The 26439-nt window shown below is 71.5% G+C and carries 28 protein-coding genes; 14 read left to right on the top strand and 14 right to left on the bottom strand.

The window, feature by feature from the left end; genetic code table 11:
- Positions 1–48 precede the first annotated feature (48 nt).
- The gene (locus AB0B94_RS28615) at positions 49–510 is read left to right on the top strand and encodes an SRPBCC family protein (protein ID WP_091401658.1); all 462 of its coding nucleotides are present in this window, start codon (positions 49–51) and stop codon (positions 508–510) included.
- A 110-nt stretch (positions 511–620) separates the two neighbouring features.
- Complete coding sequence (locus AB0B94_RS28610) at positions 621–881, top strand: hypothetical protein (protein ID WP_357287334.1); 261 nt, start codon at positions 621–623, stop codon at positions 879–881.
- On the opposite strand, the gene AB0B94_RS28605 is transcribed toward AB0B94_RS28610, so the two are convergent.
- A complete protein-coding gene (locus tag AB0B94_RS28605; protein WP_357287331.1) occupies positions 839–2146 on the bottom strand; it encodes an MFS transporter in 1308 nt (435 codons plus the stop codon). The two genes, AB0B94_RS28610 and AB0B94_RS28605, sit on opposite strands and share 43 nt — an antisense overlap.
- 158 nt (positions 2147–2304) lie before the next feature.
- On the opposite strand from AB0B94_RS28605, the gene AB0B94_RS28600 reads away from it, so the two are divergent.
- Positions 2305–2514 carry a hypothetical protein gene (locus AB0B94_RS28600; RefSeq protein WP_238669921.1) on the top strand — a complete coding sequence of 70 codons (210 nt, stop codon included), beginning with the start codon at positions 2305–2307 and terminating at the stop codon, positions 2512–2514.
- On the opposite strand, the gene AB0B94_RS28595 is transcribed toward AB0B94_RS28600, so the two are convergent.
- Positions 2511–2960 carry a hypothetical protein gene (locus AB0B94_RS28595; protein ID WP_357287326.1) on the bottom strand — a complete coding sequence of 150 codons (450 nt, stop codon included), beginning with the start codon at positions 2958–2960 and terminating at the stop codon, positions 2511–2513. The genes AB0B94_RS28600 and AB0B94_RS28595 overlap by 4 nt on opposite strands.
- Positions 2961–3122: 162 nt before the next feature.
- On the opposite strand from AB0B94_RS28595, the gene AB0B94_RS28590 reads away from it, so the two are divergent.
- On the top strand, positions 3123–3476 hold the full coding sequence (locus AB0B94_RS28590) for a DUF6401 family natural product biosynthesis protein (protein ID WP_238669919.1): 354 nt from the start codon (positions 3123–3125) through the stop codon (positions 3474–3476).
- 70 nt (positions 3477–3546) lie between these two features.
- On the opposite strand, the gene AB0B94_RS28585 is transcribed toward AB0B94_RS28590, so the two are convergent.
- Positions 3547–4356: a hypothetical protein gene (locus AB0B94_RS28585; RefSeq protein WP_051708712.1), complete on the bottom strand. Its 810-nt coding sequence runs from the start codon at positions 4354–4356 to the stop codon at positions 3547–3549.
- A gap of 198 nt (positions 4357–4554) precedes the next feature.
- Here AB0B94_RS28585 and AB0B94_RS28580 point away from each other — a divergent pair, with 198 nt between their 5' ends.
- From AB0B94_RS28580 to AB0B94_RS28570, 3 genes are all read left to right on the top strand, one after another.
- Positions 4555–6693: a SpoIIE family protein phosphatase gene (locus tag AB0B94_RS28580; RefSeq protein ID WP_357287321.1), complete on the top strand. Its 2139-nt coding sequence runs from the start codon at positions 4555–4557 to the stop codon at positions 6691–6693.
- A gap of 25 nt (positions 6694–6718) precedes the next feature.
- Positions 6719–7396: an HAD family hydrolase gene (locus AB0B94_RS28575; RefSeq protein WP_357287318.1), complete on the top strand. Its 678-nt coding sequence runs from the start codon at positions 6719–6721 to the stop codon at positions 7394–7396.
- A 107-nt stretch (positions 7397–7503) separates the two neighbouring features.
- The gene (locus AB0B94_RS28570) at positions 7504–8799 is read left to right on the top strand and encodes a cation:proton antiporter (protein ID WP_357287315.1); all 1296 of its coding nucleotides are present in this window, start codon (positions 7504–7506) and stop codon (positions 8797–8799) included.
- A 9-nt stretch (positions 8800–8808) separates the two neighbouring features.
- On the opposite strand, the gene AB0B94_RS28565 is transcribed toward AB0B94_RS28570, so the two are convergent.
- Positions 8809–9768, bottom strand: coding sequence for an FAD-dependent oxidoreductase (locus tag AB0B94_RS28565; RefSeq protein WP_357287312.1), 960 nt, complete (start codon positions 9766–9768; stop codon positions 8809–8811).
- Positions 9769–9851: 83 nt separating this feature from the next.
- On the opposite strand from AB0B94_RS28565, the gene AB0B94_RS28560 reads away from it, so the two are divergent.
- On the top strand, positions 9852–10070 hold the full coding sequence (locus AB0B94_RS28560; RefSeq protein ID WP_091402204.1) for a DUF3072 domain-containing protein: 219 nt from the start codon (positions 9852–9854) through the stop codon (positions 10068–10070).
- 108 nt (positions 10071–10178) lie between these two features.
- Here the strand turns inward: AB0B94_RS28560 and AB0B94_RS28555 are convergent, their stop codons facing one another.
- The 3 genes from AB0B94_RS28555 to AB0B94_RS28545 all read right to left on the bottom strand — a co-directional run bounded on the left by AB0B94_RS28555 (position 10179) and on the right by AB0B94_RS28545 (position 15669).
- A complete protein-coding gene (locus AB0B94_RS28555) occupies positions 10179–10679 on the bottom strand; it encodes a metallophosphoesterase (RefSeq protein ID WP_357287309.1) in 501 nt (166 codons plus the stop codon).
- Positions 10680–10810: 131 nt separating this feature from the next.
- Positions 10811–13687, bottom strand: coding sequence for a ricin-type beta-trefoil lectin domain protein (locus tag AB0B94_RS28550; RefSeq protein WP_357287305.1), 2877 nt, complete (start codon positions 13685–13687; stop codon positions 10811–10813).
- Between the two features lie 152 nt (positions 13688–13839).
- Entirely contained in the window at positions 13840–15669 is a 1830-nt protein-coding gene (locus AB0B94_RS28545; protein ID WP_357287301.1) for a glycoside hydrolase family 15 protein, read from the bottom strand.
- Positions 15670–15780: 111 nt separating this feature from the next.
- On the opposite strand from AB0B94_RS28545, the gene AB0B94_RS28540 reads away from it, so the two are divergent.
- Positions 15781–16368, top strand: coding sequence for a general stress protein (locus tag AB0B94_RS28540; protein ID WP_357287298.1), 588 nt, complete (start codon positions 15781–15783; stop codon positions 16366–16368).
- Between the two features lie 47 nt (positions 16369–16415).
- Here the strand turns inward: AB0B94_RS28540 and AB0B94_RS28535 are convergent, their stop codons facing one another.
- Both AB0B94_RS28535 and AB0B94_RS28530 read right to left on the bottom strand, forming a co-directional pair.
- A complete protein-coding gene (locus AB0B94_RS28535; RefSeq protein WP_357287295.1) occupies positions 16416–17003 on the bottom strand; it encodes a DUF1684 domain-containing protein in 588 nt (195 codons plus the stop codon).
- Between the two features lie 33 nt (positions 17004–17036).
- Positions 17037–17606: a WHG domain-containing protein gene (locus tag AB0B94_RS28530; RefSeq protein WP_357287292.1), complete on the bottom strand. Its 570-nt coding sequence runs from the start codon at positions 17604–17606 to the stop codon at positions 17037–17039.
- Positions 17607–17666: 60 nt separating this feature from the next.
- Here AB0B94_RS28530 and AB0B94_RS28525 point away from each other — a divergent pair, with 60 nt between their 5' ends.
- Positions 17667–18155: an FBP domain-containing protein gene (locus tag AB0B94_RS28525; RefSeq protein WP_357287289.1), complete on the top strand. Its 489-nt coding sequence runs from the start codon at positions 17667–17669 to the stop codon at positions 18153–18155.
- A gap of 61 nt (positions 18156–18216) precedes the next feature.
- Here the strand turns inward: AB0B94_RS28525 and AB0B94_RS28520 are convergent, their stop codons facing one another.
- Positions 18217–18750 (bottom strand): GNAT family protein, encoded by a 534-nt coding sequence (locus AB0B94_RS28520; protein WP_357287286.1) that lies wholly within the window; start codon positions 18748–18750, stop codon positions 18217–18219.
- 158 nt (positions 18751–18908) lie between these two features.
- Between AB0B94_RS28520 and AB0B94_RS28515 the strand changes: the two genes are divergently transcribed.
- Both AB0B94_RS28515 and AB0B94_RS28510 read left to right on the top strand, forming a co-directional pair.
- A complete protein-coding gene (locus AB0B94_RS28515; protein WP_238669905.1) occupies positions 18909–19391 on the top strand; it encodes a MarR family transcriptional regulator in 483 nt (160 codons plus the stop codon).
- A gap of 10 nt (positions 19392–19401) precedes the next feature.
- Complete coding sequence (locus AB0B94_RS28510) at positions 19402–20388, top strand: pirin family protein (protein WP_357287281.1); 987 nt, start codon at positions 19402–19404, stop codon at positions 20386–20388.
- A 65-nt stretch (positions 20389–20453) separates the two neighbouring features.
- On the opposite strand, the gene AB0B94_RS28505 is transcribed toward AB0B94_RS28510, so the two are convergent.
- The gene (locus AB0B94_RS28505) at positions 20454–20582 is read right to left on the bottom strand and encodes a hypothetical protein (RefSeq protein ID WP_256441970.1); all 129 of its coding nucleotides are present in this window, start codon (positions 20580–20582) and stop codon (positions 20454–20456) included.
- Between the two features lie 134 nt (positions 20583–20716).
- Here AB0B94_RS28505 and AB0B94_RS28500 point away from each other — a divergent pair, with 134 nt between their 5' ends.
- Positions 20717–22306 carry a phospholipase D-like domain-containing protein gene (locus AB0B94_RS28500; protein WP_357287278.1) on the top strand — a complete coding sequence of 530 codons (1590 nt, stop codon included), beginning with the start codon at positions 20717–20719 and terminating at the stop codon, positions 22304–22306.
- Here the strand turns inward: AB0B94_RS28500 and AB0B94_RS28495 are convergent.
- Entirely contained in the window at positions 22255–23004 is a 750-nt protein-coding gene (locus AB0B94_RS28495) for a hypothetical protein (protein ID WP_357287275.1), read from the bottom strand. The two genes, AB0B94_RS28500 and AB0B94_RS28495, sit on opposite strands and share 52 nt — an antisense overlap.
- Before the next feature lie 379 nt (positions 23005–23383).
- On the opposite strand from AB0B94_RS28495, the gene AB0B94_RS28490 reads away from it, so the two are divergent.
- Positions 23384–24208 carry a SigB/SigF/SigG family RNA polymerase sigma factor gene (locus AB0B94_RS28490; protein WP_357287272.1) on the top strand — a complete coding sequence of 275 codons (825 nt, stop codon included), beginning with the start codon at positions 23384–23386 and terminating at the stop codon, positions 24206–24208.
- A gap of 107 nt (positions 24209–24315) precedes the next feature.
- Here AB0B94_RS28490 and AB0B94_RS28485 read toward each other — a convergent pair whose 3' ends face one another.
- A complete protein-coding gene (locus tag AB0B94_RS28485) occupies positions 24316–24906 on the bottom strand; it encodes a GNAT family N-acetyltransferase (protein ID WP_357287269.1) in 591 nt (196 codons plus the stop codon).
- Complete coding sequence (locus tag AB0B94_RS28480; RefSeq protein ID WP_238669899.1) at positions 24903–26414, bottom strand: APC family permease; 1512 nt, start codon at positions 26412–26414, stop codon at positions 24903–24905. Before AB0B94_RS28480 ends, AB0B94_RS28485 begins: the two co-directional genes overlap by 4 nt.
- Positions 26415–26439: the final 25 nt, after the last annotated feature.

The raw sequence follows: 26439 nt of genomic DNA, 5'->3' as shown, positions 1-26439 counted from the left end.
GATCGCCCCCGATCCGGCAATCCACCGGCGACTGAAGGAGGTTCCCCGATGAGTGGCGTTACCGAACATGTGGACGTGTCAGTGCCCGTACGCACCGCGTACGACCAGTGGACGCAGTTCGAGGAGTTCCCCCAGTTCATGGAGGGTGTGCAGGAGGTTCGGCAACTCTCCGACACGATGACCCACTGGACGGTGGACATCGCCGGGGTGAAGCGCGAGTTCGACGCGGAGATCACCGAACAGCTCCCCGACGAGCGGGTCGCCTGGCGCTCGACCGACGGCACGCAGCAGGCCGGCGTGGTGACCTTCCACCGACTGGACCAGGACAAGACCCGGGTCACCCTGCAGCTCGAGTTCGAGCCGCACGGCGTGGTCGAGCAGGCCGGCGACAAGCTCGGCATCGTCGACCGACGGGCAAAGGGCGACCTGGAACGGTTCAAGACCTACATCGAGCGGCGTGGTCAGGAGACCGGCGCCTGGCGCGGACAGGTGGACCGTCCGCAGCCGTGACGGTGAGCAGTGAGCAGCGATGGCCGCCGGAATCCCGGCGGCCATCGCCGTGTCCGAGCCTGCTCGCCGGGCACCGTTTGCGATCATCGTGCCCGGGTACGGCTGAAGGTATGACCGACGACAAGATCAGGGTGTGGCGGGACGAGGAACGGCTTCCGTTGGAGGAGTTGGAGCGCGCGGTGTCCGGTTCCAGCATCGACGGGCAGGCCGACGACGTGACGGGCAACGACGCCGGCGAGGAGGCCGCGTTCGGGCACGGGCCGGCCGCGTCGGACCGCGACGGGCAGGCCCAGGGCAACAGCCGGGAGGCCACCGACCCGCAGCGCGCCTACCGCCCGTCGACCACCGGCCGCACCGGGCCGGACGTCTGAGACTCGCTCCCGGGCCGGGCTGGTACCGCTGGCACTGGCGGCCCAGCAGCCGGTCGGCGCGCGCCCCACTCGTAGAGCGCGATCAGCGCCAGCGCGAGCACCAGCAGGGCCGAGCCCAGCACCTCCACCGAGGTGTTGCCGATCAGCACGCCCAGCCCGGCCGGGACGAGCGCCGCGCCGATGCCAGCGGCGCCGATCTGGAGGCCGATGGCCCGGTCCGCGTGCGCCGCGCCGACCCGTTCGGCGGTGGTGAGGGTGAGCAGCGGAAACACCGGCGCGGCGGCGAAACCGACAACGACCAGGCCGAGGACCGCCAGGACGGCCGGCCCGGGAACGGCGATCAGCGCCGCGCCGGCGGCCATTCCGGCCAGGCTGACCCGCAACACCAACCCCGACCCCAGGCGCTCGGCCACCAGACCCTGCACGACCCGACCGACGAAGAGGCTTCCCCAGTACGCGGAGACGCAGCCACCGGCCAGCGCCGCGCTGAGCCCGCGCCCCTCGGTCAGCAGCAGGAACGCCCACAGCCCAGCGGACACCTCGATCGCCACGTACAGCACGAAGGCGAGCGTCCCCGACCAGACCGCTGGCAGCCGCAGCGTGTCCCGGACCGGAACCTGGACTGTCGACGCCGGCCCGGCACCCGTGGCGGCGGGCTCACCCTGGACGGCCGCGCCCGCCTCGGTTCCGGCTGGGGCGCCGCGCTGCCAGGCCCGCACGGTGAGCGCGAACGCGGCGGCGAGGACGAGTTGGGCGGCGGCCACGATGCCGTACCCCCAGCGCCAGGCGAGCCCGGCGCTCAGCACCGCGGTCATGATCAATGGACCGATGGCCACGCCGAGGCCGAAGAAGGCGTGCAACCAGTTCATGTGGCGGGGCCCGAAGGCCCCGGCGGCGTACGCGTTGAGCCCGGAGTCGACGGCGCCGGAGCCGAGCCCGAGCAGCAGCGCACAACCCACCAGCACCGCCAGCGCGGGGCTGACCGAGTAACCGGTCAGCGCCAGGCTGGCCAGCAGGGTGCTGCCGGCGAGCAGGGCGCCCACGCCGACCCTTGCCAGCGTGAAGCCGGCCAGCACGCTGGAGGTGAGATAACCGACGGTGCCGGCGGTGAGCACCCATCCGACCGCCTCGGTCGGTACGTCGAAGTCGCCCCGGATCGAGGGCCAGCTGACGCCGAGCAGGCCGTCGGGCAGGCCGAGGCTGACGAACGCGAGGTAGGACAGCAGGAGCAGTGCGGCGCGTGGACGCGCGGGCGGGGTGGACACGAGGCACCATCCTGCCGCAGGGGCACCCTAGCGCTGTCGACGCCCAATCGCCTTCGGCGCAAAGAAGTCGTGTCCGTACGGTCGAGAAAACGGACAGCTCATCCAGAATCGGCCGATCGGAGGACGGCAAGCCGGCCGGTTCGCGTAAGAATTTCGGGATGCATCAAGGCTCCGGAATCCTCTCCACGCGTCAGCGCCGGCTCGCCTGGCTCGGCTTCATGCTCGCCGCGCTCCAGGCGCCCGTGTCCGCCTGGCTCGTCGACGACGAGTCGTGGCTGTTCAGCCTCTGCGTCGCGCTGATGGTGGCCACCGTGATCATCGCTGACGACGCGGCACGGCGTCGCCCGGCCGACGCGACAAGCGACTAGCCTCCGCCGCCGGGCCGGGCCTCGTGGCCCGGCCGGCCCGGGCTACGGCGGCGTTCCTTCATCTCCGCCTCGTAGAGGTGGCGCCGCCCACCCACCAACTCGTCGCGAGCCTGCTGGTCCAACTCACGAAACAGCGCGTGGTAACCGCCGTCGAAGTCCTCGACGATCTGAAACGTCCACCGTCCGGCGATGACGTTGCGGCCACGCAGCTCCGTGGCGATCCGCTCGGCGAGGTGCGGATGCCCGGCGGCGCGGAACTGCTCCACCGCGTCGTCGAGCATCAGGTCGGCATGGCCGATCAGCTGGTGCATCGAGTAGAGGTGCCCGCGGGCCCGCTCCACACACTCCAGCGCCTCGCTGAGCTTGCCGAGCGCGGCGACAGTCGCGTCGCTGACGCCGTCCGGCCGCCGGTGCCGCTCGTCGGGTCCGTGCGCCTGCTGTGCCATCCGTGCCTCCGTGCCGGGTGCCGTCATCAGTGGGTGTTCTCCTGCTGCCCCGTCTGTGCCGGATCAATCCCCCAGGTCAGCGGCGACCGCCCCAGTGGCGCAGCCGACATCCACCGGGCGGACGAGGTCGACACGGTCACTGGTCGGTTAGCCTCGGTCACCATGCGTGTGCCGTTCAACCGGGTCGCCTCCCGTACCGCCGTCGACTCGGCGCGGTCCACCCTGGCCGCCCTCACCGTCTCCGTGGGCACTGTCGGGCTCGCCGCCGCCGCCGCGCGACCGGGGCTGCTGGCCCTCGTCGACCAGCATGCGGCGGCCGTCCGGGACAGCCTCGACGGCGACCGCACGCCGCTGACCTCCGCGGCGCTCGCCGGCTACGCCGAGGGGGTGCGCGCCGCCGCCCTTGAGCACGGGTGGACGCCACCCAGCGGGTCGGTGGACTGGAGTCAGCCGGAGTGGCTGCTCACCCGCCTGGTCGCGGTCTGCGCGCTGGCTCGCGCGCTCGAGCGGCACTGACACGCGAGGGGAGGGCGCCCCGCGTGGTACGCGGAACACCCTCCCGACCCGTGCTGCCGTCCGCGTCCCGCTACGAGCGGTACTGCTGGGCTTCGTCCACCCGAGGCATGGCCTGGGTGCGGTCACCCCCGCGGTCGGCCATCTGCCGCTCCACGTCGCTACGCCCGGCCGACGCGGCCTGACGTTGCTGCTGCACCGCCCGAGCCTCCTGGGCCGCCCGGTGCAGCCAGCCGTCCCAGCGGTTCTGCATCGGCTTCACCAGACCACCGCCGACGCCGACGATCAGGATGCCGGCCACCGTGGCGAGCACCGCGATCAGCACCGGAGTGGTCACCGTGGTGGCGATACCCACCTGGTTCAGGGCGGCGATCACACCGAGCGCGATGATGAAGATCGCCGTCAGGTCGGCCAGGACCTTGCCGTACGAGAGCCCTCCCAGCGCCCCGGTGACCAGATCCCGGACAGCGTTGGCGATCGCGGCCGCCACCACCACGATGACGATCGCGATGAACGCGCGCGGCAGCCAGGCCACCACGCCGCTGATCAGGTCACTGATCGCGTTGGGCCCCCAGACTCCGAAGGCGAACTGCAGCGTGAACAGCAGTACGGCGTAGTACGCCAGTCTGGCCAGAATGTCGCTGGCGTCGTACTTCGTTCTCTCCAGGGCCCGTTTGATGCCACCGCGTTCGACCGCCTGGTCGAAACGCACCCGTTCCAGCACCGTATCCACGATCTTGAGGACGGCTCTGGCGATGAGCCAGCCGACCACGAGGATGACGATGAAGGCCACTGCCTTCGGGATGAAGAGCAGCACCGACCTCCAGGTGTCGGCGATGGCATCGCCGATGTCGGCCTGCCGGACCGCGAGGGTTTTCAGCATGATGTCCCTCCTGTCGCATGGACTGCGCCGGGCGCATACCCGGCAACCGGTCCGGCACTCCGCGCAGCGCGCGGCGTTTTTCCCGACAGACCTCCGGACAGGGGGCTTGAACTGCCCGAACGGCCACCGCGACGGACTCGGCGACGGCCCGCCGCCGCGGTCGGATGCCTTTTCCGGTCGGCCGACTAGGCTGCGAACATGCCAGGAACGGTCGGGCGGGTCCCCACGCCAGCAACTCCGGGCCCGGGCGCACCCATCGGGTCCGGCCCGGCCGTCGGCGTGCTCGCCCACGACTGGGCCAACACCCCGCTGGGCCCAGCCGACGACTGGGACGTTGCAGTGCGCGCCGTGGTGGAGCTGGTCCTCGCCTCGCCGATGCCGATGGCCCTGGCCTACGGCGACGATCTCGTCCTGCTCTACAACGCCGGCTACGCCGAACTGCTGGGCACCAAGCATCCCAGCGCCCTCGGTCGTCCGGCCGCCGAGGTCTTCGCGGAGATCTGGGCGCTGCCCGGCGTCGGCGCGGTGATCGAGCGCTGCTACCGGCAGGGCGAGCCCTTCCTGGAGAAGGAGTCCACCCTGCCGCTGGTCCGTGGGCACTCGGCGACGGTGGAGCAGGCGGTCTTCACCAGGGGCTACTCGCCGGTGCGCGACAGCGCCGGGCAGATCGTCGGCGTGTTGACGGTCGCGGCCGAGACCACCCACGTCACCGAGCAGTTGCAGAGCCTCAGCGAGGTGGCCGCGGCGCTCGCCGGCACCCTCACCCTCGACGACGTGGCCCGGGTGGCGCTGCGGTACGCGATCACCACGTTCGACCCCGACCAGGCCTCGTTCGCTGTCGACGAGGGCGGCGGCGGTTGGCGCATGGTGCGTCGGGTCCGTGGCGAGTTGTTGGACGAGGCCGACGAGCGGCTTCCCCCGCTCTGGCGGCGCGCGCCGACGGACTGGTCGGCCCCGGTGGTGCAGGCGGCCCGCTCCGGCGCCCCGTCCTTCACCCGCGACGGGCAGCCGCTGCGGGAAACCGCCGTGGACCGCCACGACCAGAAGGTCCGCGCGATGGCGGCCCTGCCGCTGGGCACCTCGGTGGTTCGCGGTGGGCTGGCGGTCGGCTACCAGGTTCCGCACACCTGGTCCCCCGCCGAGCGGGCGCTGCTGGCCGCCTCGGCCGAGCTGATCGGCCAGGCCGCCGAACGGGCCCGCCGGTTCGAGACCCAACACGGCACCGCCCAACTGTTGCAGCGCAGCATGTTGCCGGAGCACCTGCCGGACCTGCCCCGGTTGCGGATCGCGGCCCGCTATGACCCGGGCGTGGACGGCAACGCGGCCGGCGGTGACTTCTACGACGCGTTCCTGCTGCCCAACGGCTCGCTCGGCGTGGTGCTCGGCGACGTCGCCGGGCACGACGTGCAGGCCGCCGCGCGGATGGGACAGGTCCGGGCCGCGCTGCGCGCCCTGGCCCTGGCCGACCCGATGCCCGACGCGGTCCTGGCCGGTCTCGACCGACTGGTGACCAGCCTCGGCGCGGAGGCCGGCACCCACGAGCTGTTCGTCACTGTGGCGTTCGGGGTGATCGACGCCGAGCGGCGGGAGCTGACCCTGTCCAGCGCCGGTCACCCCGCGCCGTTGATCCGCCGCGGCGACCCGGATGGTCGGTTCCACGCCGAGTACGTCGACGTCCCGGCCGGGCCGCCGCTGGGGTTGGGCGGCCGTCCGGGCACCACCACCGTCCCGTTCCGCCCCGGTGACACGGTGCTGCTGTTCAGCGACGGGGTGGTGGAGCGTCGCCGGCAGAGCCTCAGCGCCGGGCTGGCCACCCTGAGCGACGCCATCGCCAAGGCCGGCAGCGGCGACCCCCGCGCGCTCTGCGCGGTGGCCACCGCGGCGGTCCCCGGCGGTACGGAGGACGACGTGGCAGTGCTGGCGGTCGAGCACGCGCTCAAACCGAGTCGATCGGCGAGCATGGAGGTGCCCGCCGAGCCGACCGCGCCCAGCCGGGTCCGGCACTGGCTGACCGGCCAGCTCACCGACTGGCAGGTGCCCGAGTCGGTGATCGGGGCGGCGGTGCTGTGCACCAGCGAGCTGACCACCAACGCGTTGCTGCACGCCGGCACGGCCGCCCGGGTGGAGATCGACCTCAGCGCCGAACGGCTGCTCGTCTCGGTGGCGGATTCCGGCACCCGGGGCACCGTGACCCGGGCCCGTACCGACACGTTGAGCAGTCGCGGGCGCGGCCTCGGGCTGATCGAGGAGCTCAGCGACGCCTGGGGCACCGACCCGTCGGTCCGGGGCTCCACGGTCTGGTTCGAGATCCTCACGCCGCCGGCCGCGCATCAGTGAGCCGCCCGAGGGTAGGAGGACGCCAATGGCTACCGACCGGCCCGCCGGGGTCCTCTTCGATGTCGACGGCACCCTGGTCGACACCACCTACCTGCACACGGTGAGCTGGTGGGAGGCGTTGCGCCAGACCGACCAGCCGGTGCCGATGGCGGTGGTGCACCGTTCGATCGGGATGGGGTCGGACAAACTCCTGGACCATCTCCTCGGCCCGGAGCGGGACCGCGACGCCGACTCGAAGCTGCGCGACGCGCACGACACCCTCTACGCCGAGTACTGGGAACGGCTCACGCCGCTACCCCGGGCCGCCGACCTGCTGCGGGCCTGCGCCGAGCGGGGGTTGCGGGTCGTGCTGGCCACCTCCGCCTCGGAACCCGAGGTGGGCGCGCTGCGCCGGGCGCTCGCCGCCGATGACGTGATCGACACTGTCACCTCCTCCGCGGACGCCCAGCAGAGCAAGCCGGCCCCGGACATCCTGGTCGCCGCGTTGGAGCAGTCCGGGTTGGCCGCCGAGCGGGTGGTCTTCGTCGGCGACTCGGTGTGGGACGTCGTCGCAGCCGGGAAACTGAGCATTCCGTGTGTGGGCCTGACCTGTGGTGGCACCAGCCGCGGCGAGCTCGCCGGCGCGGGTGCCGTCGCGGTGTACGACGACCCGGCCGCGCTGTTGCACGAGTTGGCGGACTCGCCGCTCACCCGGCCGCGCTGAGGATCACTCGGGTCCACCGGCGCGGACGCGCATAGCCGGAGCCCTTGCGGGGCACTGACTGTCACCACCTGCCCGCGCCTCGCGGGTGCGGGCGGAAGGGTGGTGCCGTGGAGCCGGTTGATGTGGCGTTCGCGCTGGTGGGCCTGGGCGCTCTGCTCGCGGGCATCCTGCCGCGGGTGCTGGAGCGACGCCCGCTGTCCATGCCCATCGCCTTCCTCGCCCTCGGCATGTTGGTGTTCCTGCTGCCGGTCGGCTTGCCGTCACCGGACCCCCTGGCCCACCCGGAGCTGACCACCCACCTCACCGAGATCGGGGTGATCGTCGCGCTGATGGGGGCCGGGCTGAAGATCGACCGGCCGTTGAGTTGGCGGCGGTGGTCGTCCACCTGGCGACTGCTGGCGATCGCGATGCCCCTGTGCATCGCGGCGGTGGCGGTGCTCGGCTGGTGGTGGGCGGGGCTGGTGCCGGCCGCCGCGCTGTTGTTGGGCGCCGCGCTGGCGCCCACCGACCCGGTGCTCGCCGCCGACGTGCAGGTCGGCGAGCCGACCGACGTGGAGGATTCCGAGGACGAGGTCCGCTTCGCGTTGACCTCCGAGGCCGGCCTGAACGACGGGCTGGCGTTCCCGTTCGTCTACGCGGCCGTCGCCATCGCCTCGACCAGCCTCGCCCCGAGCGACTGGTTGGCCGAGTGGTTCACGGTGGACGTGCTCTGGAAGATCAGCGTCGGCGTCGGCGGTGGCCTGCTCATCGGCTGGCTGCTCGGCAAGCTGTTCTTCCGCGCTCCCAGTGAGCTGCGGTTGGCCCGGCACGCCGAGGGCTTCCTGGCGCTGGCCGCCACGTTCCTGGCATACGGGTTGGTGGAGGTGGCCGGCGGGTACGGCTTCCTGGCGGTGTTCGTGGCCGCCCGCGCCATTCGGGCCGCCGAGCGGACCCACGAGTTCCACTCGGTGCTGCACGACTTCGCCGAGCAGGTCGAACGGCTGCTCACCCTGGTGCTGTTGCTGCTGCTCGGCGGCGCGATAGTGGGTGGTCTGCTGGGTCCGCTGACCTGGCCGGCGGCCGCCGTCGGGCTGGCGCTGGTGTTCCTGGTGCGACCGCTGATCGGCTGGTTGTCGTTGCGCGGCGCTCCCGGACGACCGGCCGAGCACTGGGTCATCTCGTTGTTCGGCATCCGCGGCGTCGGCTCGTTCTACTACCTCGCGTACGCCACCACCAAGGCCGACTTCCCGCAGGCCGAGCTGCTCTGGGCGACCGTCGGGCTGGTGGTGCTCGTCTCCGTCGTGGTGCACGGCATCACGGCGACCCCGGTCATGCAACTGCTGGACCGGGAGGGAGAGCGGACCTCCGACCCGGCCGAGCGGGACGCCGACGCTCGACCCGTCGCGGCAGCCGGGCACGCCTGAGCGGGTGGCTCAGGCCAGGCGGGCGGCCAGGGCACGGCCGAGGTCGCGGCCGGAGCGCCAGGCGCTCTGCACCCGGGGTTTGCCGAACGCGTCGCCGGCCAGGCCGATTCCGTCGGCGTCGAGGTGGTGGGTGGCACCGCCGGCGTCGCTGGTCGGCTTCGCGTACGTCCAGCGGTGCACGTGCACGTCGACGGCCTGCTCGGGCAGTCCGAGCAGGTCCCGGACGGCCTGCTCGATCGCCGGGCCGGCCCCGGTGGGTTGGGCGAGGTGCCCGGCCGCGAACTCCGGCACCGTGTGCGCGACCAGCACCGGCGCGCCGTCACCGCGCCGGTCACCGTCGTCGCAGACGAGGTTGAGGACCGGATGCTCATTGACGAATGCGCCCCGGAAGTCCGGCCAGCGCCGGGTCGGGAAGCGCAGCACCGCGGCCAGCGACGGCGACCAGCGTTGCGCCTGTACGACCCGGGTGGCGTCGGCGAGGGCCGGGTCGAGCAGGAGAGCGGCCTGCGGGCCGGGCATGGCCAGTGCGACCGCCGCACACGGCTGCCCGTCGACGACCGGGCCGGGTTCCACTGTGAGCACCAGCCGGTCGACTGTCACCGGTACCGCGTCGGCCAGGTGCTCGACCAGCGAGCGCAGCCCACGGGGGGCGGCGTAACGCATCGGCCCCGACACCTCGTGGTTTCCACTCCGGTCGTACGCCTGGAAGGTGTCGGTCCACTCGCGGACCAGCCCGGCGGCGCGCCACTGTTCGACCAGTGCGGCGAAGTCCGGGTCGGTGGCGGTGAAGTAGGCGGCGCCGATGTCCGCGGGCCGGCCCTGGAAGCGTTTGCTGGCCATCCGGCCACCGCGGACGTGCCCCCGCTCCCGGACGTGCACCGGCACCCCGGCCCGGGCCAACTCGACAGCACAGGCCACTCCGGCGATGCCCGCCCCGACCACCATCACGCTCGACAGGTCCTCGGTCATCAGATGATCGTAGGTCGCGGCGTTGGGGCATGAACCCCCGACGATCGGGGTACTGGCACACCTGTTCGAAGGAAAGGGTGATGATGATGACGGACCGCCGCACCGAGCAGGCCGACCAGAATGCCGCGATCAAGGACCCGGACGAGTGGGTCACCGGGGACGAGCCGCCGACCGCCGCGCAGGAGTCCTACCTGAGCACGCTGGCCCGGGAGGCCCATGCCGACCTCCCGGACGACCTGACCAAGGCCGAGGCGTCCAAGCGCATCGACGAGCTGCAAGCCGAAACGGGCCGAGGCCAGTAACCCCCCGCCCCCGCCACGCGATCTTGCGCTTGCTGTCGCGACAAAGGCCACGCAGGGCGCAAATCGTCGACAGCAAGTGCGAGATCGCGGGTGAGAGGCGGGGCGGGGTCAGGGGCGGGGCAGGCGGTGCAGGTGGACCTCGGTGAGGGCGCCGGCGTGCACCTCAACGGTGAGGTAGGTGGCGTGGGGTTGGGAGCGGCGGTCGGTGGGTGAGCCGGGGTTGAGCAGCCGCAGCCCACCGGGTGCCGCGGTGTCCCAGGGGATGTGCGAATGCCCGAACACCAGCAGGTCGACGTCGGGAAAGCGGGCCGCGCACCGCTTCTCCCGGCCGGTCCGGGGCCCGGTCTCGTGCACCACGGCGACCCGCAGGCCGTCCAGTTCGACCCGGGCCACCTCGGGCAGTCGGGCGCGCAGCGCCGGGCCGTCGTTGTTGCCGTACACACCGACCAGTCGGCGCGATCGCGCGGTCATGGCGTCGAGCAGGTCCTCGTTCACCCAGTCGCCGGCGTGCACCACCACGTCGGCCGCCTCGATGGCCGCCCAGAGGGGCCCGGGTAGGTCCCGGGCCCGCTTCGGTACGTGGGTGTCCGCCGTGAGCACCAGCCGCATACCCGGCATTGTCCCCCGAGACCCGGCCGCCCACCCGGGGGACGTGGGTGGACGGCCGGGCTCCGCCTCCGCCGCCCGGCCCCGTGCGTCATCGACGCTCGGGTACGGGTGCCGAGCCGGTCAGGGGGCGGTCAGGGCAGCGACCAGCGTTGCGCCCCGGTGCCGTTGCAGGTCCAGATACGCAGTTGCCGACCGTCGGTGAGGTCCGAGTTGGGGATGTCCAGGCAACGCCCGGACTGGGGGTTGCGCAGGCTTCCGTCCGACTGGGCGGCCCACTGCTGGGCCCCGCTGCCGTTGCAGTCGTAGAGCTGCACGAGGGTGCCGTCGGTGGTGCCGCTCGCCTTCACGTCCAGGCACTTGGCGAGCCCTCGCACCGTACCGTCGCCGGGCAGGGTCCAGCGCTGGGCGGCGGTGCCGTTGCAGGTCCAGGTCTGCACCCTGGTGCCGTTCGCGGTCTGGCTGGAGGCGATGTCCGCGCACTTGCCGAGGGCCTTGACCTCACCGGTGCGCGCCCCGCCGGTGCCGACACCCGGGCCGGTGAAGGTGTAGCTGTCCACGTCCAGCAACGCCCCGCTGCCGCCGGTGACGACCAGGTACAGGTCGTGGGTGCCGTCGTCGGGCTTGGTCACGGTGGCGCTCAGCTCGGTGTAGTTGTCCCAGCCGCCGGTGTTCGGCACCGCGATCCGGGCGACCTCGGTGCCGGTCGGTGAGTCGTACCGGAAGGAGAGGGTGCCGCCGGGGCCGCCGGAGGAGACCCGGGCCCGCACGCCGGTGATTCCCTTGAGGCTCACCGCATGGTGCCGGACGCTCTCGCCGCTCTGGACGTCACCCAGCCGCTTGCCACCCTCGGCCGCCGCCTGGTCGATCACCTTGGGGCCGTTGAGCTGGACGAAGTGCTCGGCCTGCCACTGTTTCGGGTAGAGGCTGAACTCCTGCTCACCGGTGAGCGCGGCCGAGCCGGTCGCGCCGCGATCGGTGTAGCTGCCCCGCAGGACGAAGAACAGCACCGAGTCGGGGCCGGCGTGCACCGGGCCGGTGTTGAAGGTCGCGCCGCAGCCGGTCCCCTCCCCCTCCTCGTGGGCGTGCTCCTGGTGGCCCAGCGCGGCCCGGACGACCACCGTCGAGCAGGCCGGCGTGCCATCCTGCGGGTCACTGGCGGTGGCGCCGACCGTCAGGTCCTGCCCCCAGTCGAAGAGCCCGCCGGCGGGCAGGCCGGTCAACGTGACCGTCGGCCGGTTGTTGCCGACCACCACCGCCACCACCGTGGTGGCGCTGCGGCCGGTGCCGTCGTTGACGGTGAGCCGGGCGCTGTAGCTGCCGTTGGCGGAGTACGTGAAGGACGGGTTCGCGGCTGTCGAGTCGGTGCTGCCGTTGTTGGTGAAGTCCCACGCGTACGTCAACGGGTCGCCGTCCGGGTCCGAGCTGCCGGCGCTGGAGAAGCTCACCGAGAGCGGGGCCAGGCCGTTGTCCCGGTTGATGGTGGCCTTGGCTTCCGGCGACCGGCCACCCTGGACATAGTTGATTTTGTAGAGTCCGGCGTCGACCGCGCCGGAGAAGTATCCGCTGCCGTACTCCAGCAGGTAGAGCGAACCGTCCGGGCCGAACTGCCAGTCGATCGGGTGGACGAGTTTCATGCCGGCGAGCACCGGCTCGATGACTGTAGGCGTGCCGGTGGACGGGTTGCCGTTGTCGAACTGGACCTCCTTGATCCAGTTGCGGCAGTACTCGGAGATCAACCACTTGTTGTCGTAGTACGCCGGCCACTTCACGTCCGAGACGAGGTTCGGGTCGTAGTGGTAGACCTCGACGTGGTTGGGCGACCCGCACCCACCCGGGTTGTCCAGCGCCGGCCAGTCCGCACTGCCGCCGTGCTGCTCCCAGACCAGTGCCGGTTTCGTCGGCGGAAGCTGCTGGACGCCGGTGTTGCGGGGTGAGTTGTTGACCGGGCCGGTCGAGCCGCCGCAGGGGAACCAGCCACGCGGTGTGGCGGTGGCGAAGTCCCAGTCGTTGTAGGCGACGTTGGGGCCACCGCAGTACGGCCATCCGTAGTTGCCGGGCCCGTTGGCCCGGTTGAACTCGTCGTAGGCCGCCGGGCCACGGTTGGCGAGGTCGGTGCCGGCATCCGGGCCGACCTCGCCCCAGTAGAGGGTGTTGTTGGCCTTGCGGTCCACCCAGATCCGGTACGGGTTGCGCACGCCCATCACGTAGATCTCCGGGCGCGTTCCGGCGGTGCCGGCGGCGAAGAGGTTGCCCGCGGGGACGGTGTAGCTGCCGTCGTTCTCCGGGTGGATCCGGTTGATCTTTCCGCGCAGGTCGTTGGTGTTGCCGGAGGTGCGCTGGGCGTCGTACTGGGCGTTGCGGTTCGTCCGCTCGTCGATCGGGGCCATCCCGGCGGAGTCGCCGCCGGAGTTGGTGTTGTCGCCGACGGCGAAGTACAGGTTGCCGGCGGTGTCCCAGCTCATCGAGCCGGCCGAGTGGCAGCAGAGGTCACGTTCGGTGGGCCACTCGATCAGCACGTCCTCGCTGCCCGGGTCGAGCTGCAGCGTGGACGGGTTGAAGGTGAACCGACTGATCCGGTTGACCAGCGGGGTGACCTTCGGCGAGTAGAAGAGGTAGACCCAGCGGTTGCTCGCGAAGCTCGGGTGCAGTGTGATGCCGATCAGGCCGTCCTCGAAGCGGGCGTCCAGCGCCAGGGTCAGGGCCACAGTGGTGGACCTGGTCGCCGGGTTGTAGAGGCGCACCTGACCACCGGCGCTGCTGGTGCCCCGGTTGATGTAGAAGACCCTGCCGTCGGGCGCGACGGCCAGTTCGATCGGTTCGCCCATGGAGAGGCCACCGTCGAGGGCGACCTTCTCGAAGCCGCTGGTGGCGGGCGGGGCGAGGGCAACGGCCTGGGCCGGGGACGCGGCGGCCGGGCGAACGCTCGCCTGGGGGACGAAACTGAGGGCGATCAGGACGGTGAGCAGTGTGGTGGCGCTGACGAGACGTCGGCGCGGTGTGCGGGACACGAGACCTCCAGCGGTCCGGGGGATCTCGGTGCCGCTCCCGCCGACTGGAGGAGCACCGCAGGGTGCCCCGGACATTAACGTCTTTCACTGGAAAGCGATAGAACTTCGCGTCACCAGATAGAAAGTTGTCACGATCTCCACGAAAGTCTGGCTCACTGGCGCACCGGAGAGAAGTACGCCGGGGGCATTCCGCACTGACGCAGCGTCGGGTCCCGCTCGACGTCGGTCAGCACACCGGCGGCGTTGATCAGGCCGATGTGGGAGAACGCCTGGGGGAAATTGCCCAGCTGCTCCCCGGTCAGCGGGTCGATCTGCTCGGCGAACAGGCCGAGGTCGTTGACCCGCTGCGCCAACCCCCGGAACAACTCGTGCGCCCGGTCCCGCTCACCGGCCAGCGCCAGGCAGCACACCAACCAGAACGAGCAGATGAGAAACCCCGCCGGGTCGCCGTCCCAACGCCGCAGCAGGCCGTCGTGGGAGAGCCGCTGCTCCACCGCCCGGATCGTCGAGCGCATCCGCGGGTCGTCGGCCCGCAGGAAGCCGACCAGCGGCATCACCAACACCGAGGCGTCCAGGTCGTCGGATTCGAAACTCCCGGTGTACGACCGGAGCCGCTCGTTCCAGCCCCGCCGCAGCACCTCCGCGCGCACCGCGTCACGGGCGGCCGCCCAGCGGGCCACGTCCGGCGGCTCGCCGAGCTTGTCGCCGAAGCGCACCGCCCGATCCAGGGCGACCCAGCACTGCACCTTCGAGGAGACGTGGTGGTGCTGGGTGCCGCGTTCCTCCCACATGCCCGCGTCCGGCAACGCCCAGTCCCGCTCGGCCTGGTCGGCGAGCACCCGGAGCACGTGCTGCACCTCAGGGCCCAGCGGCTCCAGCTTGTCGCGCATCAACCAGGCGGCGTCCATCGCCTCGCCGAAGATGTCGGTCTGCCGCTGCTGCCACGCGTCGTTGCCGATCACCACTGGCGGGCTGTCGCGGTAGCCGCCGAGCTGTTCCAGGCGGTGTTCGGTGAGGTCCCGCTCCCCCAGCACCCCGTACATGATGGGCACCGGGCGGTCGTCGACACGGCCCATCGCCCGACCCAACCAGGCGAACTGGCGCTGCACCTCGTCCAGGCACGCCGTCCGCCACAGCGCCCGCAGGGTCAGGCTGAAGTCGCGCACCCAGACGTAGCGGTAGTCGTAGTTGCGGTCCCCGCCGAGTTCCTCCGGCAGCGAGGTGGTCACCGAGGCCACCACCGCTCCACTCGGTCGGTACGTCATGCCCTGCACCACCAGCCGGCTGCGCCGCACCTCGTCGGCGTAGAGCCCGTCGTACGGGTGCTCGGCCGTCCAGGAACGCCAGCCGGCGACGGTGTCGGCGATGGTCTGGTCGGCGTCCGGCACCTCGGGCAGCGGGGCGTCGTAGGTCGGGGCGTACCCGAGGGTGAAGTTGTGTTTCGTGCCGGCGCGGGCGGTGAACGTCCCGGTGGCCTCGCCGTCCCCGGCGGTCAACCGCTCGCTGCCACGCAGGGTGAGTCGGGCGGCTCCCGCGATGGCCTCCAGCATGTCCTCCCGCTCGATCAGGTACGCGATGGTGCGGCCGTACTCGAAGCGCGGCCGGTAGTGCACCCGCATCGACACCGATCCGGACAGCCCCTCCACCGAACGGACCAGCACCTGCGGGGAGTGCAGGCCGATGTCGTGTCCGCGCGAGCCGGGCTCGAAGGCGAGCGCGTCGGTCAGCGCGACAGCTCCCTGGGCGGTGCGGAAGACCGTCCGCAGCACCAGGGTGTCCTCGACGTAGCAGCGTTCGACGCGGAAGTCGCCCTCGGGCCGGATCGACCAGTGCCCGGCGCCGTCGTCGAGCAGCCGCCCGAAAACCGACGGGGCGTCGAACCGGCCAGGGCACCACCAGTTCACCGAGCCGGTGGCGTCCACCAGGGCCGCGCTGCGGCCGTCGGCGAGGAAACCGTAGTCGCTGATCTGTCCGCTCTCCACCTGAGTACCTACCCGGGCAGTCCGCGCCCATTCCCCTCCCGCCCGACGGTCCGGACCGCGTTACCGGTCGGCCTGGACGGGAACCCGGCGAGCTGACGAGGGAGGATGCTCATGACGTCAGCTTCGGGGCCGACCGCCGCCTGGCGGTCCGGCACACAGGGTGGCGACCTGCTTCCATCCGGTCCGGCCGGTCGCCTGTCCACACCGGCCGGGGACGGCCACGGGCCGGAGGCCGGCCCGCCGACAGTGACGATCGGCTCGTACCCGGACTATCCGACCGCGCAGCGGGTCGTCGACTACCTGGCCGACAACCGCTTCCCGGTGGAGCACAGCGCCATCGTCGGCACCAACCTCACCCTGGTGGAGACGGTGCTCGGGCGAATGACCACCGGTCGAGCCGGCCTGCTCGGCGCCGGCACCGGCGCCTGGTTCGGGCTCTTCATCGGCCTGTTGTTCGGCATCTTCACCGTCGGCAACTGGCTGGCGGTGATCCTGGTCGGGCTGGTCATCGGTGCGATCTGGGGTGCCGTGTTCGGCGCTGTCGCGCACGCCATGACGGGCGGGCAGCGCGACTTCACCTCGGCCAGCTCGTTGCGTGCCGGCCAGTACGCGGTGACCGTCGACGCGCAACTCGCCGACCAGGCGCGACAGCTGCTCGGTCGGATGCAGATGCCCAGCTCGGCGGCGAACGCCCGCTGAGCCACGACCGGCCGCCCGTCCCGGCAGCACCCGGGGCGGGCGGCCGTTCAGTGGTGGTAGGCCAGCTCGCCGGCCCGCAGCGGCACGTCGACCCGGTTCTCCGGTGGTGCCAATGGGCAGGCCCAGCGGTCATCGTAGGCACAGCTCGGGTTGTAGAGGTAGTTGGCGTCCAGCCGGACCCGGTCGCCGGGCAGCAGCTCGACGCCCCGGCCGAAGGTGCCCTTCACCGTGTCGGTGAGGTACCGACCTCCGCCGTAGCTCTCCGGCCCGCAGGTGCCGTCGCGCAGCGGAACGAACAGGCCGCCGCCGTACGCCTCGATCCACCAGAGGGTCAGCGGCCCCCACGGCGTCTCGGCCACCGCGACCCGCCGGTACGCGACCACCCCGTCCGGGCCACCGGTGTCGATGCGCAGCTCACCGCTCGCCGAGCGCAGGGGCGCCTCGATCACGGCCTCGGGATTGGGCGGGAAGTAGCGCAGCCCGGCGAAGTGGGGCCGCTCCGCCACCGGGATCGGGCTCTGCGGGTGGGTGGCGAAGAGTTCGTCGCGGCCGGCGCGGAAGCCGGCCAGGTCGACGTCGGACAGGTACAGCCGGGCCACCCGCTCTCGCCAGTCGGCCAAGTCCAGATCATCCACGCCACCGAGCCTATGCCGTGGCGCTGCGGCAGCTCAGCGCGACGGCCAGTTGGTGAGGACGGCGTCGAGGGCGTCCAGGGTGCGCGACCAGGAGTCGTCGGTGGGGCGGGGGGTGTGCCGGAAGCCGCCGGTCTTCTCCAGGCTCACGAACCCGTGGAAGGTGCTGTGCATCATCCGCACCGCGTCGGTCTGGTCGGGCTCGGAGAGCCGGTAGCCGCGCAGAATCGCCCGGGTCATCTCGGCGTGCCGGACGCCCGCGCTCGCGGCGGCGGTCTGCGGGTCGAGGTCGATCTGCATTGCCGCGTAGCGGCCCGGGTGCTCTCGGGCGTAGTCGCGGTACGCGTTGGCGAAGGCCACCAGGGCGTCCTTGCCGGCCCGACCGGCTAGCGCGGCGGCGACCCGGTCGGCCAGCTCCGCCAGCGCCAGCAGGGCGATCCTGACCCGCAGTTCGTGTGCGTTCTTCAGGTGGAAGTACAGGCTGGCGTCCTTCACCCCGAACTGGCGGGCGAGCGCGGCAACAGTGACGTTCTGCACGCCCACCTCGTCGGCCAGCTCGGCCGCGGCCAGCGTCAGGCGCTCGACGGTCACCCCTGCGCGTGCCATCCACCACACTCCAAACCTATCTTTGTTAATGGTTTGCCTAGGGTGGCTAGGCTACTACCTATGTTGGCCCTGACCGAATCCGTCATCCGCGCCTCCTTCGTCAATTGCAGCCGAGGCGAGGCGAAACGGCTGACCGTTCCAAACGATCTTGAAATGCGCCAGTGGGACGACCTCGACTTTCTCGGCTGGCGGGATCCCTCCGCGCCGCAGCGGGCCTACCTGGTCGCCGAGACCGACGGCAAGCCGGCCGCAGTGGTGCTGCGGGCGGCGACCCACCAGACGGGGCGCGTGCGGCACAGCATGTGCTCGTTCTGCCTGACCACCCACCTCGGCGGTGGCGTCACGTTGATGACCGCCCCGAAGGCCGGACCGAGCGGACGCCAGGGCGACTCCGTGGGCACGTACCTGTGCTCCGACCTGGCCTGCTCGCTGTACCTGCGGGGAAAGAAGCACGCGGGGCCCCCCGCGCCCGAGCCGCTGCCCCTGCCGGAGCGGATCGACCGCGTCAGGACCGCCCTCGCGACGTTCCTCCGCAAGGTCACCGAGTGACGGTTCGCGACGACCCGCGCGGCCGGGGCCCGAGCGTGTGCGGGCCCCGGTCCGCCTCCGGCTAGCGGTCGGTGGCCAGGCGGGCGTGCAGGTGCTCGTCGTAGCGGCGGCCGTCGCCGTACCGGTAGGACTCGCGCAGCGTGCCCTCGGCCGGGTAGCCAGCGCGGTCGGCGACCCGGCAGGACGCCGGGTTGGCCACCGCGTGACACAACTCCACCCGGTGCAGTCCGAGATCCGCGAACGCCCACTCGGTGAGCCGGACGACGGCGCGGACCGCCACCTGACGCCCCCGCGCCGCGGGAACCGTCCAGTAGCCGATGGACGCGTCGCCGTCGTGGATGCGGTGCAGCGACACCGAGCCGAGCAGTTCGCCGTCGGCCGCCGCGGTGACCGCCATCGAGGCATGACCGCCCGTGGACCAGTCGGCCCGGCGACGCACCCAGAGCAGCGCGACCTCGTCGTCGATCGGGTCGCCACCCTGCGGGTTCCACTGGGCGATCGCCGGGTCCCGGAGGGCGTCGCGCACCGCCGGGGCGTCCTCATCCCGCCAGGGGCGCAGCAGCAGGTCGGCGGCGGAGAGTTCCACGTGTTCCACGAGGCCGGAGTCTGACACAACCTGCGGCCTGCGCGCCGCCGGATTGATGCCGGCTTCCTTCAAAGCTGCACGATCTCATTGGCGAGGGCGTGACAAAGTGACCCAGGCAACGCTCAACGACGTTACTTAAATTTTGAAGAAGCGCTACCGTCTTGGGCATGACCGAAAGCCTGGACAGCACCCGAGAGGCCGCCTGGCGCGCCTACATCGAGGCCAGCCAGCGTCTCTACACCCAGTTGGAGGAGGATCTGCGGGTCGACAGCGACCTCAGCTTCCCCGACTACCACGTGCTGGTCCTGCTCTCCGAGGCACCCGGGCAGCGGCTACGGATGGGCGAGCTGGCCAGTCGGTTGATCTTCTCGCCCAGCCGCCTCACCTACCAGGTCTCCTCCATGCAACGTCGTGGCCTGGTCAGCAAGGAGCCCTGCCCGGACGACCGGCGCGGCAGCGAGGCGGTGCTCACCGCCGCCGGGCTGCTCGCCCTGCGGGAAGCCGCACCCCACCATCTGGCGTCGGTGCGTACCCATCTCATGGACGACCTCGACGATGCCGAGGTCGCCTGCCTCACCCGGGTCTTCGACCGGCTCGGCGAGCGCCTGCGGGCATCGCGGGCCAGCTCGACCACCCCCGCCTCACGCTAGGAGCCTCGACATGCCCGCGATCACCGTCGACAACGTTCTCGTCCTGCCCCGCCTGCCCCAGCTCGACGAGGCCACCACGATCCGCCCGGTCCGCACGGTGACCACGGCGCCCAGCGGCTTCGAGGGTGAGGGCTTCCCGGTCCGTCGCGCCTTCGCCGGGGTGTCGACCACCGACCTGGACCCGTTCATCCACCTCGACCAGATGGGCGAGGTCGACTACGCGCCGGGCGAGCCGAAGGGAACTCCCTGGCACCCGCACCGCGGCTTCGAGACCGTCACGTACATCATCGACGGCGTCTTCGACCACCAGGACTCCAACGGCGGGGGCGGCACCATCACCGACGGTGACACCCAGTGGATGACGGCGGGCAGCGGCCTGCTGCACATCGAGGCGCCGCCGGAGCACCTGGTGATGAGCGGCGGGCTCTTCCACGGCACCCAGTTGTGGGTCAACCTGCCCCGCTCGGCCAAGATGAACCCGCCCCGCTACCAGGACATCCGGGGTCGGGAGTCGGCGCTGCTCACCACGCCCGACGGCGGCGCGCTGATCCGGGTCATCGCCGGCGAGGTCGCCGGGCACCGCGGCCCGGGTTCGACCTTCACCCCGATCACCATCACGCACGTCACTGTGCAACCGGGCGCGCAGGTCGACCTGCCCTGGCGGCCCGACTTCAACGCCCTGGTGTACGTGCTGGGCGGTCGCGGCACGGTCGGCGCCGACCGGCGGCCGGTGCGTACCGGCCAGCTCGCGGTGCACGGCCCGGGTGACGCGCTGCGGTTCAGCGCCGACACCGCGCAGGACAGCAACACCCCGGCACTGGACCTCTACATCATGGGTGGTCAGCCGATCAGGGAGCCGGTGGCACAGTACGGCCCGTTCGTGATGAACACCCGGGACGAGCTGCTCAAGGCGTTCGAGGACTTCCAGGCCGGCCGGCTCGGTGTGATCCCCACCGAGCGGCTCCCGCACACCGGCGGCCAGGGCGCCCGGCCCTGACCACCGTCGGCAGCTGAGTTCGGCGCCGACGCCTCCGGTTCACCCCCGGTGACGTCGGCGCCGCCTCAGGAGACCGCAAAAATCCCGGCGACGCCCAGAATCACCATCACCAACACCGCTACCAGCGCACCCCGTTCGCTCTCCACCGCCGGCTCGCGGTTCTCGGTCACGGGATTCGTCGTGTCGCGGGGCATGGTGTGGCCTCCTCGGCTGTTGTCGCGTCGCTTCCGTCTGCGTTGACCAGGTCACCGGTCCGGGGGCCTGGCGTGCGGACCCGCGTCGGGGGTCCTACCGTGAGGACGTTGCCGACCTCCAGGGGGGCTGGACGGTGCCGTTGCAGGACTGGTTTCTCACCGCTGAGGAACGCGCCAACCCGGTCTCTGGCATACCCGTATGGACCACGGGAAACCTCGCCGAGCCGTTGATTCACGGTGCCGCGTACTTCGACCGACTGGTCGACGAGGTCGAGGCCCTGGGCCCCGGCGACCACCTGTTCTTCACCGACTGGCGGGGTGACCCGGACCAGCGACTACGCCCGGACGGTCCGACAGTTGCCCAACTCTTCGCCCAGGCCGCGCAGCGCGGTGTGGTGGTGAAGGGGTTGATCTGGCGCTCGCACCTCGACGTCCTGGCGTACAGCGAGGCGGAGAACCGCGACCTCAGCGAGACGATCTCGGCCGCCGGTGGCGAGGTGCTGCTTGACCAACGCGTCCGGCGCGGCGGCTCGCACCATCAGAAGCTCGTGGTGCTGCGACACCTGGGCGCGCCTGAGCGGGACGTCGCCTTCGCCGGCGGGATCGACCTGTGCCACAGCCGCCGTGACGACGCCGCGCACCACGGTGACCCGCAACCGGTGCAGATGTCCCCCCGGTACGGACCCAACCCGCCCTGGCACGACGTGCAGCTCGCGGTGCGCGGTCCGGTGGTCGGCGCGTTGGACACGGTGTTCCGGGAACGCTGGACCGACCCGATGCCGCTGGACTCGGAGAACCCGGTGGCCTACCTGCGGGACCGGCTGCGCGGCTCGGACCTGCGCCCCGACCCGCTGCCCGAACAGCCGGCCGATCCGCCGCCCTGCGGTCCGCACCAGATCCAGGTGCTGCGCACCTATCCCGCCGTCCGCCCGCGCTACTCGTTCGCACCGGACGGAGAGCGGACAGTGGCCCGGGGTTACACGAAGGCGGTGCGCCGCGCCCGCCAACTGATCTACCTGGAGGACCAGTACCTCTGGTCGTCCGAGGTCGCGGACCTGTTCGCGCACGCGCTGCGGGACAACCCGGAGCTGCACCTGATCGCCGTCGTCCCCCGCCACCCGGACGTGGACGGCAAGCTGGCACTGCCGCCGAACATGGTCGGGCGCGAGCAGGCGCTGTCACTGTGCGAGCGGGCCGCACCGGAGCGGGTGCACGTGTTCGACGTGGAGAACCACGCCGGCGACCCGGTCTACGTGCACGCGAAGGTCTGTGTCGTCGACGACGTGTGGGCCAGCGTGGGCAGCGACAACTTCAACCGGCGGTCCTGGACTCACGACAGCGAGTTGTCCTGCGCCGTGCTCGACGAGACCCTGGACCAGCGGGAGCCCGCCGACCCCGCCGGGCGGGGCGACGGCGCGCGCAGCTTCGCCCGGGACCTGCGACTGCGGCTGTGGCGCGAGCACCTGGACCGCGACCCGGACGGCGCTGACGACGCCGACCTGCTGGACCCGGCGGACGCCGTCGCGGCCGTCACGGCCGCCGCCGACGCGCTACAGCGGTGGTACGACGACGGCCAGGTGGGGCAACGGCCGCCGGGGCGGCTGCGCCCGCACCGCCCCGAACGGCTTCCGTGGTACACGCGGGCCTGGGCGCTGCCGGTGTACCGGCTGGTCTACGACCCGGACGGCAGGCCGCTGCGGGCGAGGCTGGCCGGCACCTGGTGAAGCGGTCGGGCCGGCTCCGGCGCGGCGACCGCGTGCACGTTCAGCCCGCCGGGGTAGGCGAACGACGAGCGCGGCGAGTAGTAGCCGAAGCCGATGGTCAGCGGGTTGGCCGGGCGCAGCGCGTACATCGGGTGGCCGCGCTGGAGGAACTCCACCGACTCGATCTCGAACGGGGCGACCGGCTCGGCGACGAACGGGTAGGCCGAGCTGAGCAACTGGCCGTCGCGTCGGGTGAAGTAGCGGTGGTGCCCACTGCTGATCACGTGCCCGGTCTCCCCCACCCGACACCGGGCTCGGATCAACGGCGTGCCGTCGATCTCCGTCTCGGAGAGCAGGTCCTCGCCGTTCACGTCGATCCGGGTACGCCCGGCGAGCACCGGGGCGCCGCGGGCGAGGGCGTACTCGCGGACCCGCCGGGTGGAGGCCACGTAGTGGGTCCACCAGCCACCGGGGTTGAGGCCGCCCGGCGCATCGACGCCCAGCAGCGAGACGCCGAGGTAGGTCAGCGAGTACGCGCCGAAGCCGGAGGTCTGTGTCTCGTCGTCGACCATGTACTGGTTGAGGAAGACCTGCCGGTCGGGGCGGGGGCAGAGCCCGGGTGGGACGAGCGCGGCGACCGCGTCGGGATCCGCCGGCAGCCAGCTGAAGTAGAGGGTGCGGCTGTTCACGACAAGCTGGGGAGCGGCTGGATCGAGCACGGTGCCTCCGAACCGGGTGTGTACACGCGACGCTACGGCCGGTCCCACCAGCGGGACAAGGACGGATAGTCGACACTGCTGCCGACTTGTCGGATTTCATGTTGACCAGTCGACGCGACCGGTGGACCGATCGGCCGGACCGGCCGGACCGACCGGGCAGCGGACCCGCAGCGGGAACAACGGGTAAGGATCCTCACAACCATCCGAACTTCCGCCCTACTTGCCCTTTTTGTTGCTCAACACACCTTAAGTACATCAACCTTTCGGCTAGATTTCTGGGAGACGATCAGGTTAAGGTGACTCCCGAACGGCCTATTGGAAGCTAAACCAAAGCGTCACGTCTTTTTTGTCAGCGGACGAGGTGCAGGGAGGACCACCCATGACCGCGCCAACGATCACCGAGCAGCCGAGCGCCCCCGTCAAGGCCACCACCAAGCTTGACCCGCGCGCCCTCACCGACAGCGCCGCCGACCTGCTCAACGCGATGGCGGCGCTGCCCGCCAACCACCCCTCGCGCGCCGCCCTGCGGGACCGGGCGATCGAGGCCTGGCTGCCGCTCGCCAACCACCTGGCCCACCGCTACAGCGGGCGGGGCGAGCCGAACGACGACCTGGCGCAGACCGCCGCGATCGGCCTGATCAAGGCCATCGACAAGTTCGACCCCGAGCGCGGTGTCGACTTCGCCGGTTACGCGATCCCCACCATCATCGGCGAGCTCAAGCGGCACTTCCGGGACCGCACCTGGGACATCCGGGTGCCCCGCCGGCTTCAGGAGCTGCGGCTGGCCATCTCCGACGCCAACAGCTCGCTGCTGCAGACCCTCGGCCGCTCGCCGACGGTCGCCGACATCGCCGCACACCTCAAGCTCACCGAGGAAGAGGTGCTGGAGGGCCTGGAAGGCGCCCGCGCGTACAACGCGGTGTCGCTGTCCACCCCGACCGGCGACGGCGAGCGCGCCACCGAGCTGGGCGACATGCTCGGCGGCGAGGACGGCGAGTTCGAGCTGGCTGAGCTGCGCGTGGCCCTCGGCCCGGCGCTGGCCACCCTCGACGAGCGCGAGCAGAAGATCCTCACGCTGCGCTTCTACGGCAACCTGACCCAGTCGCAGATCGCCGACCAGATCGGTGTCTCGCAGATGCACGTCTCGCGGCTGCTGACCCGGGCGCTGACCAAGCTGCGCGGCCAGCTCGACGGCACGTACTGACAGTTCGACGAGCGGAGGGCCGGGTCCGTTGACCCGGCCCTCCTTTCTGCCCACCCCTGTCACGTGTGTGTGACAGTTCGACCGCGGGGGGTAGCGGCGGATTCCAGTCAGGGCGTGACGGGCTCGCGCCACATCGGCCAGAACGGCGTGCCGTCAGGCACCCGGAACGGCTCGCCGGCCAGGTAGCCGTGCTTGGCGTACAGGTCCCGGCTGCGCGGGCTGCTCGCCTCCAGGTACGCCGGCATTCCGTTGGCGTCCAGCCAGGCGTGGTGGTGGCGCATCAGCGCGCTTCCCAACCCCTGCCCCTGCCGGTCGGGCCGGGTCGCCAGGAACGCGAGGTGGTGGTGATCCGGATGCGGGTGGTGCGCCGCGAACAGCTCGTCGAGGTGCTGGAACCGGTCGGTCCACTCACCGCAGGCGGCGGCCAGCCGGGCGTCGTAGTCCGCCGGCGGCGGCGCCGGCTCACCGACCGACGGAAACCACACCGCGACCGAGGCCCGGTCCGCTGTGGCGTGGACGATGCCGTGCCGCATCGCGTGCCCGACCAGGATCTCGAAGTCGCCGGCCAGTACCGCCTCCCGCTTGCTCGGGTCGGGCACCAGCCAGTAGGTCACCTCGAGGACGGTGAACGCCTCGGCGATCCGACCCGCCACGAGGGTGGTCTCCTCCGGCCCGAGTTGCTCGATGACCACGCTCATCGGGTCACCTCCACGGCGGCCGGCGCGTCCGGCTTGACGGCAGCCGTGGCGCTGGCCGCCCCCAGACCGATCCGGGCGTACGTGTCCGGGCGGTTGCTGCGCAGCAGCAGTGCCCAGCCGATGCCCAGCAGGGCCGCCACCGGGTACGCGGCGGGCAGCGCCCAGCGCAGCGTCGAGTCCGGCGCGACGCCGAGCAGGTTGGCGAAGTTCGACACGGCCAACCAGATGATCACGAAGAGCGCGATGGTGGCCAGGCCGGGCGCGATGGCCCGTCGCCAGAGGTTCTCGCCCCCGGCGGAGCGGGCGAAGTAGGCGATCACCGCCACCGAGGTGGTGGCGATCAGCAGCAGGACACCGAAGCCGCCGGTGGTGCCGACCCAGAAGAAGAGCTGGACCACCGGATCCCAGCCGTTGATCGCGTACAGCAGGATGACCAGCAGTCCGAGGACGCTCTGCGCCACCGAGGCGGCCCGCGGCGCTCCGGTACGGGCCGAGGTCTGCCCGAACACCGCCGGCAGCACCCGTTCCCGACCGAGCGCGAAGGTGTAGCGGGCCGTGGTGTTGTGGAACGAGATCATCGCGGCGAGCACCGAGGTCAGGAAGAGCACCTGCCCGATGGTGACAGCGGTGTCACCGAGGTGCGCGGCGGCCAGGTTGAAGATGAGCCCGACGCTCTGCTCGCCGGCCTCGGCGACGATCTGGTCCTGCCCGACCGCGACGGTCATGGTCCAGGACGACAGCGCGTACAGCCCGGCGATGATCGCCACCGAGAGGTAGGTGGCCAGCGGCACCGTGCGCTTCGGGTCCTTGCTCTCCTCGCTGAAGACCACCGCCGATTCGAAGCCGACGAAGCCGAGGACGGCGAGCACCAGCACCGCGCCGACACCCGGCACGAAGAGGTTGTCCGGTGAGAACGGGGCGAAGCTGACCCCACCCTCGGCCGGGTTGCCGAGCTGTCCCAGGTCGAAGACGAGGACCACCACGATCTCGGCGACCAGCAGCGCGGCCAGGACCATGCCGTTGAGATCGACCCGGAGCAGGCCGAGCAGGCCGACCAACGCCCACGCCACCAGGGCCACGACGCTCCAGTGCGGGTGCCCGCCGAAGAGCCGGTCGAGCACCGGCTCGGCCGCCACGCCGATGGTGCCGTACAGCCCGACCTGCAACGCGTTGTACGCGATCAGCGCGACCCAGGCGGCGCCCACGCCGGCCGGTCGGCCGAGACCGCGAGAGACGTAGGCGTAGAAGGCTCCGGCGTTCTCCACCCGACGGGACATCGCCACGTAACCCACCGAGAAGAGCGCGAGCACCGCGGCGATCAGCAGGAACGCCAGCGGGATGCCGGTCACCCCGATGACGCCGTAGCCGGTGGTGACGACGCCGGCCACCACTGTCAGCGGCGCGGCGGCGGAGAGGACGAAGAAGATCACCGAGGGGATGCCGAGGCGGCCTCGGGCCAGGGCTTCGGAGACGTTGCTGGGTCGGTCGACTGTCGATGTCGGGGGCATGCGACTACTCCGATTGTCGAGGGGA

Source organism: Micromonospora sp. NPDC048986 (assembly GCF_040649335.1).
Lineage (GTDB): Bacteria > Actinomycetota > Actinomycetes > Mycobacteriales > Micromonosporaceae > Micromonospora > Micromonospora alfalfae.
This window is presented reverse-complemented; position numbering and strand designations above follow the sequence as displayed.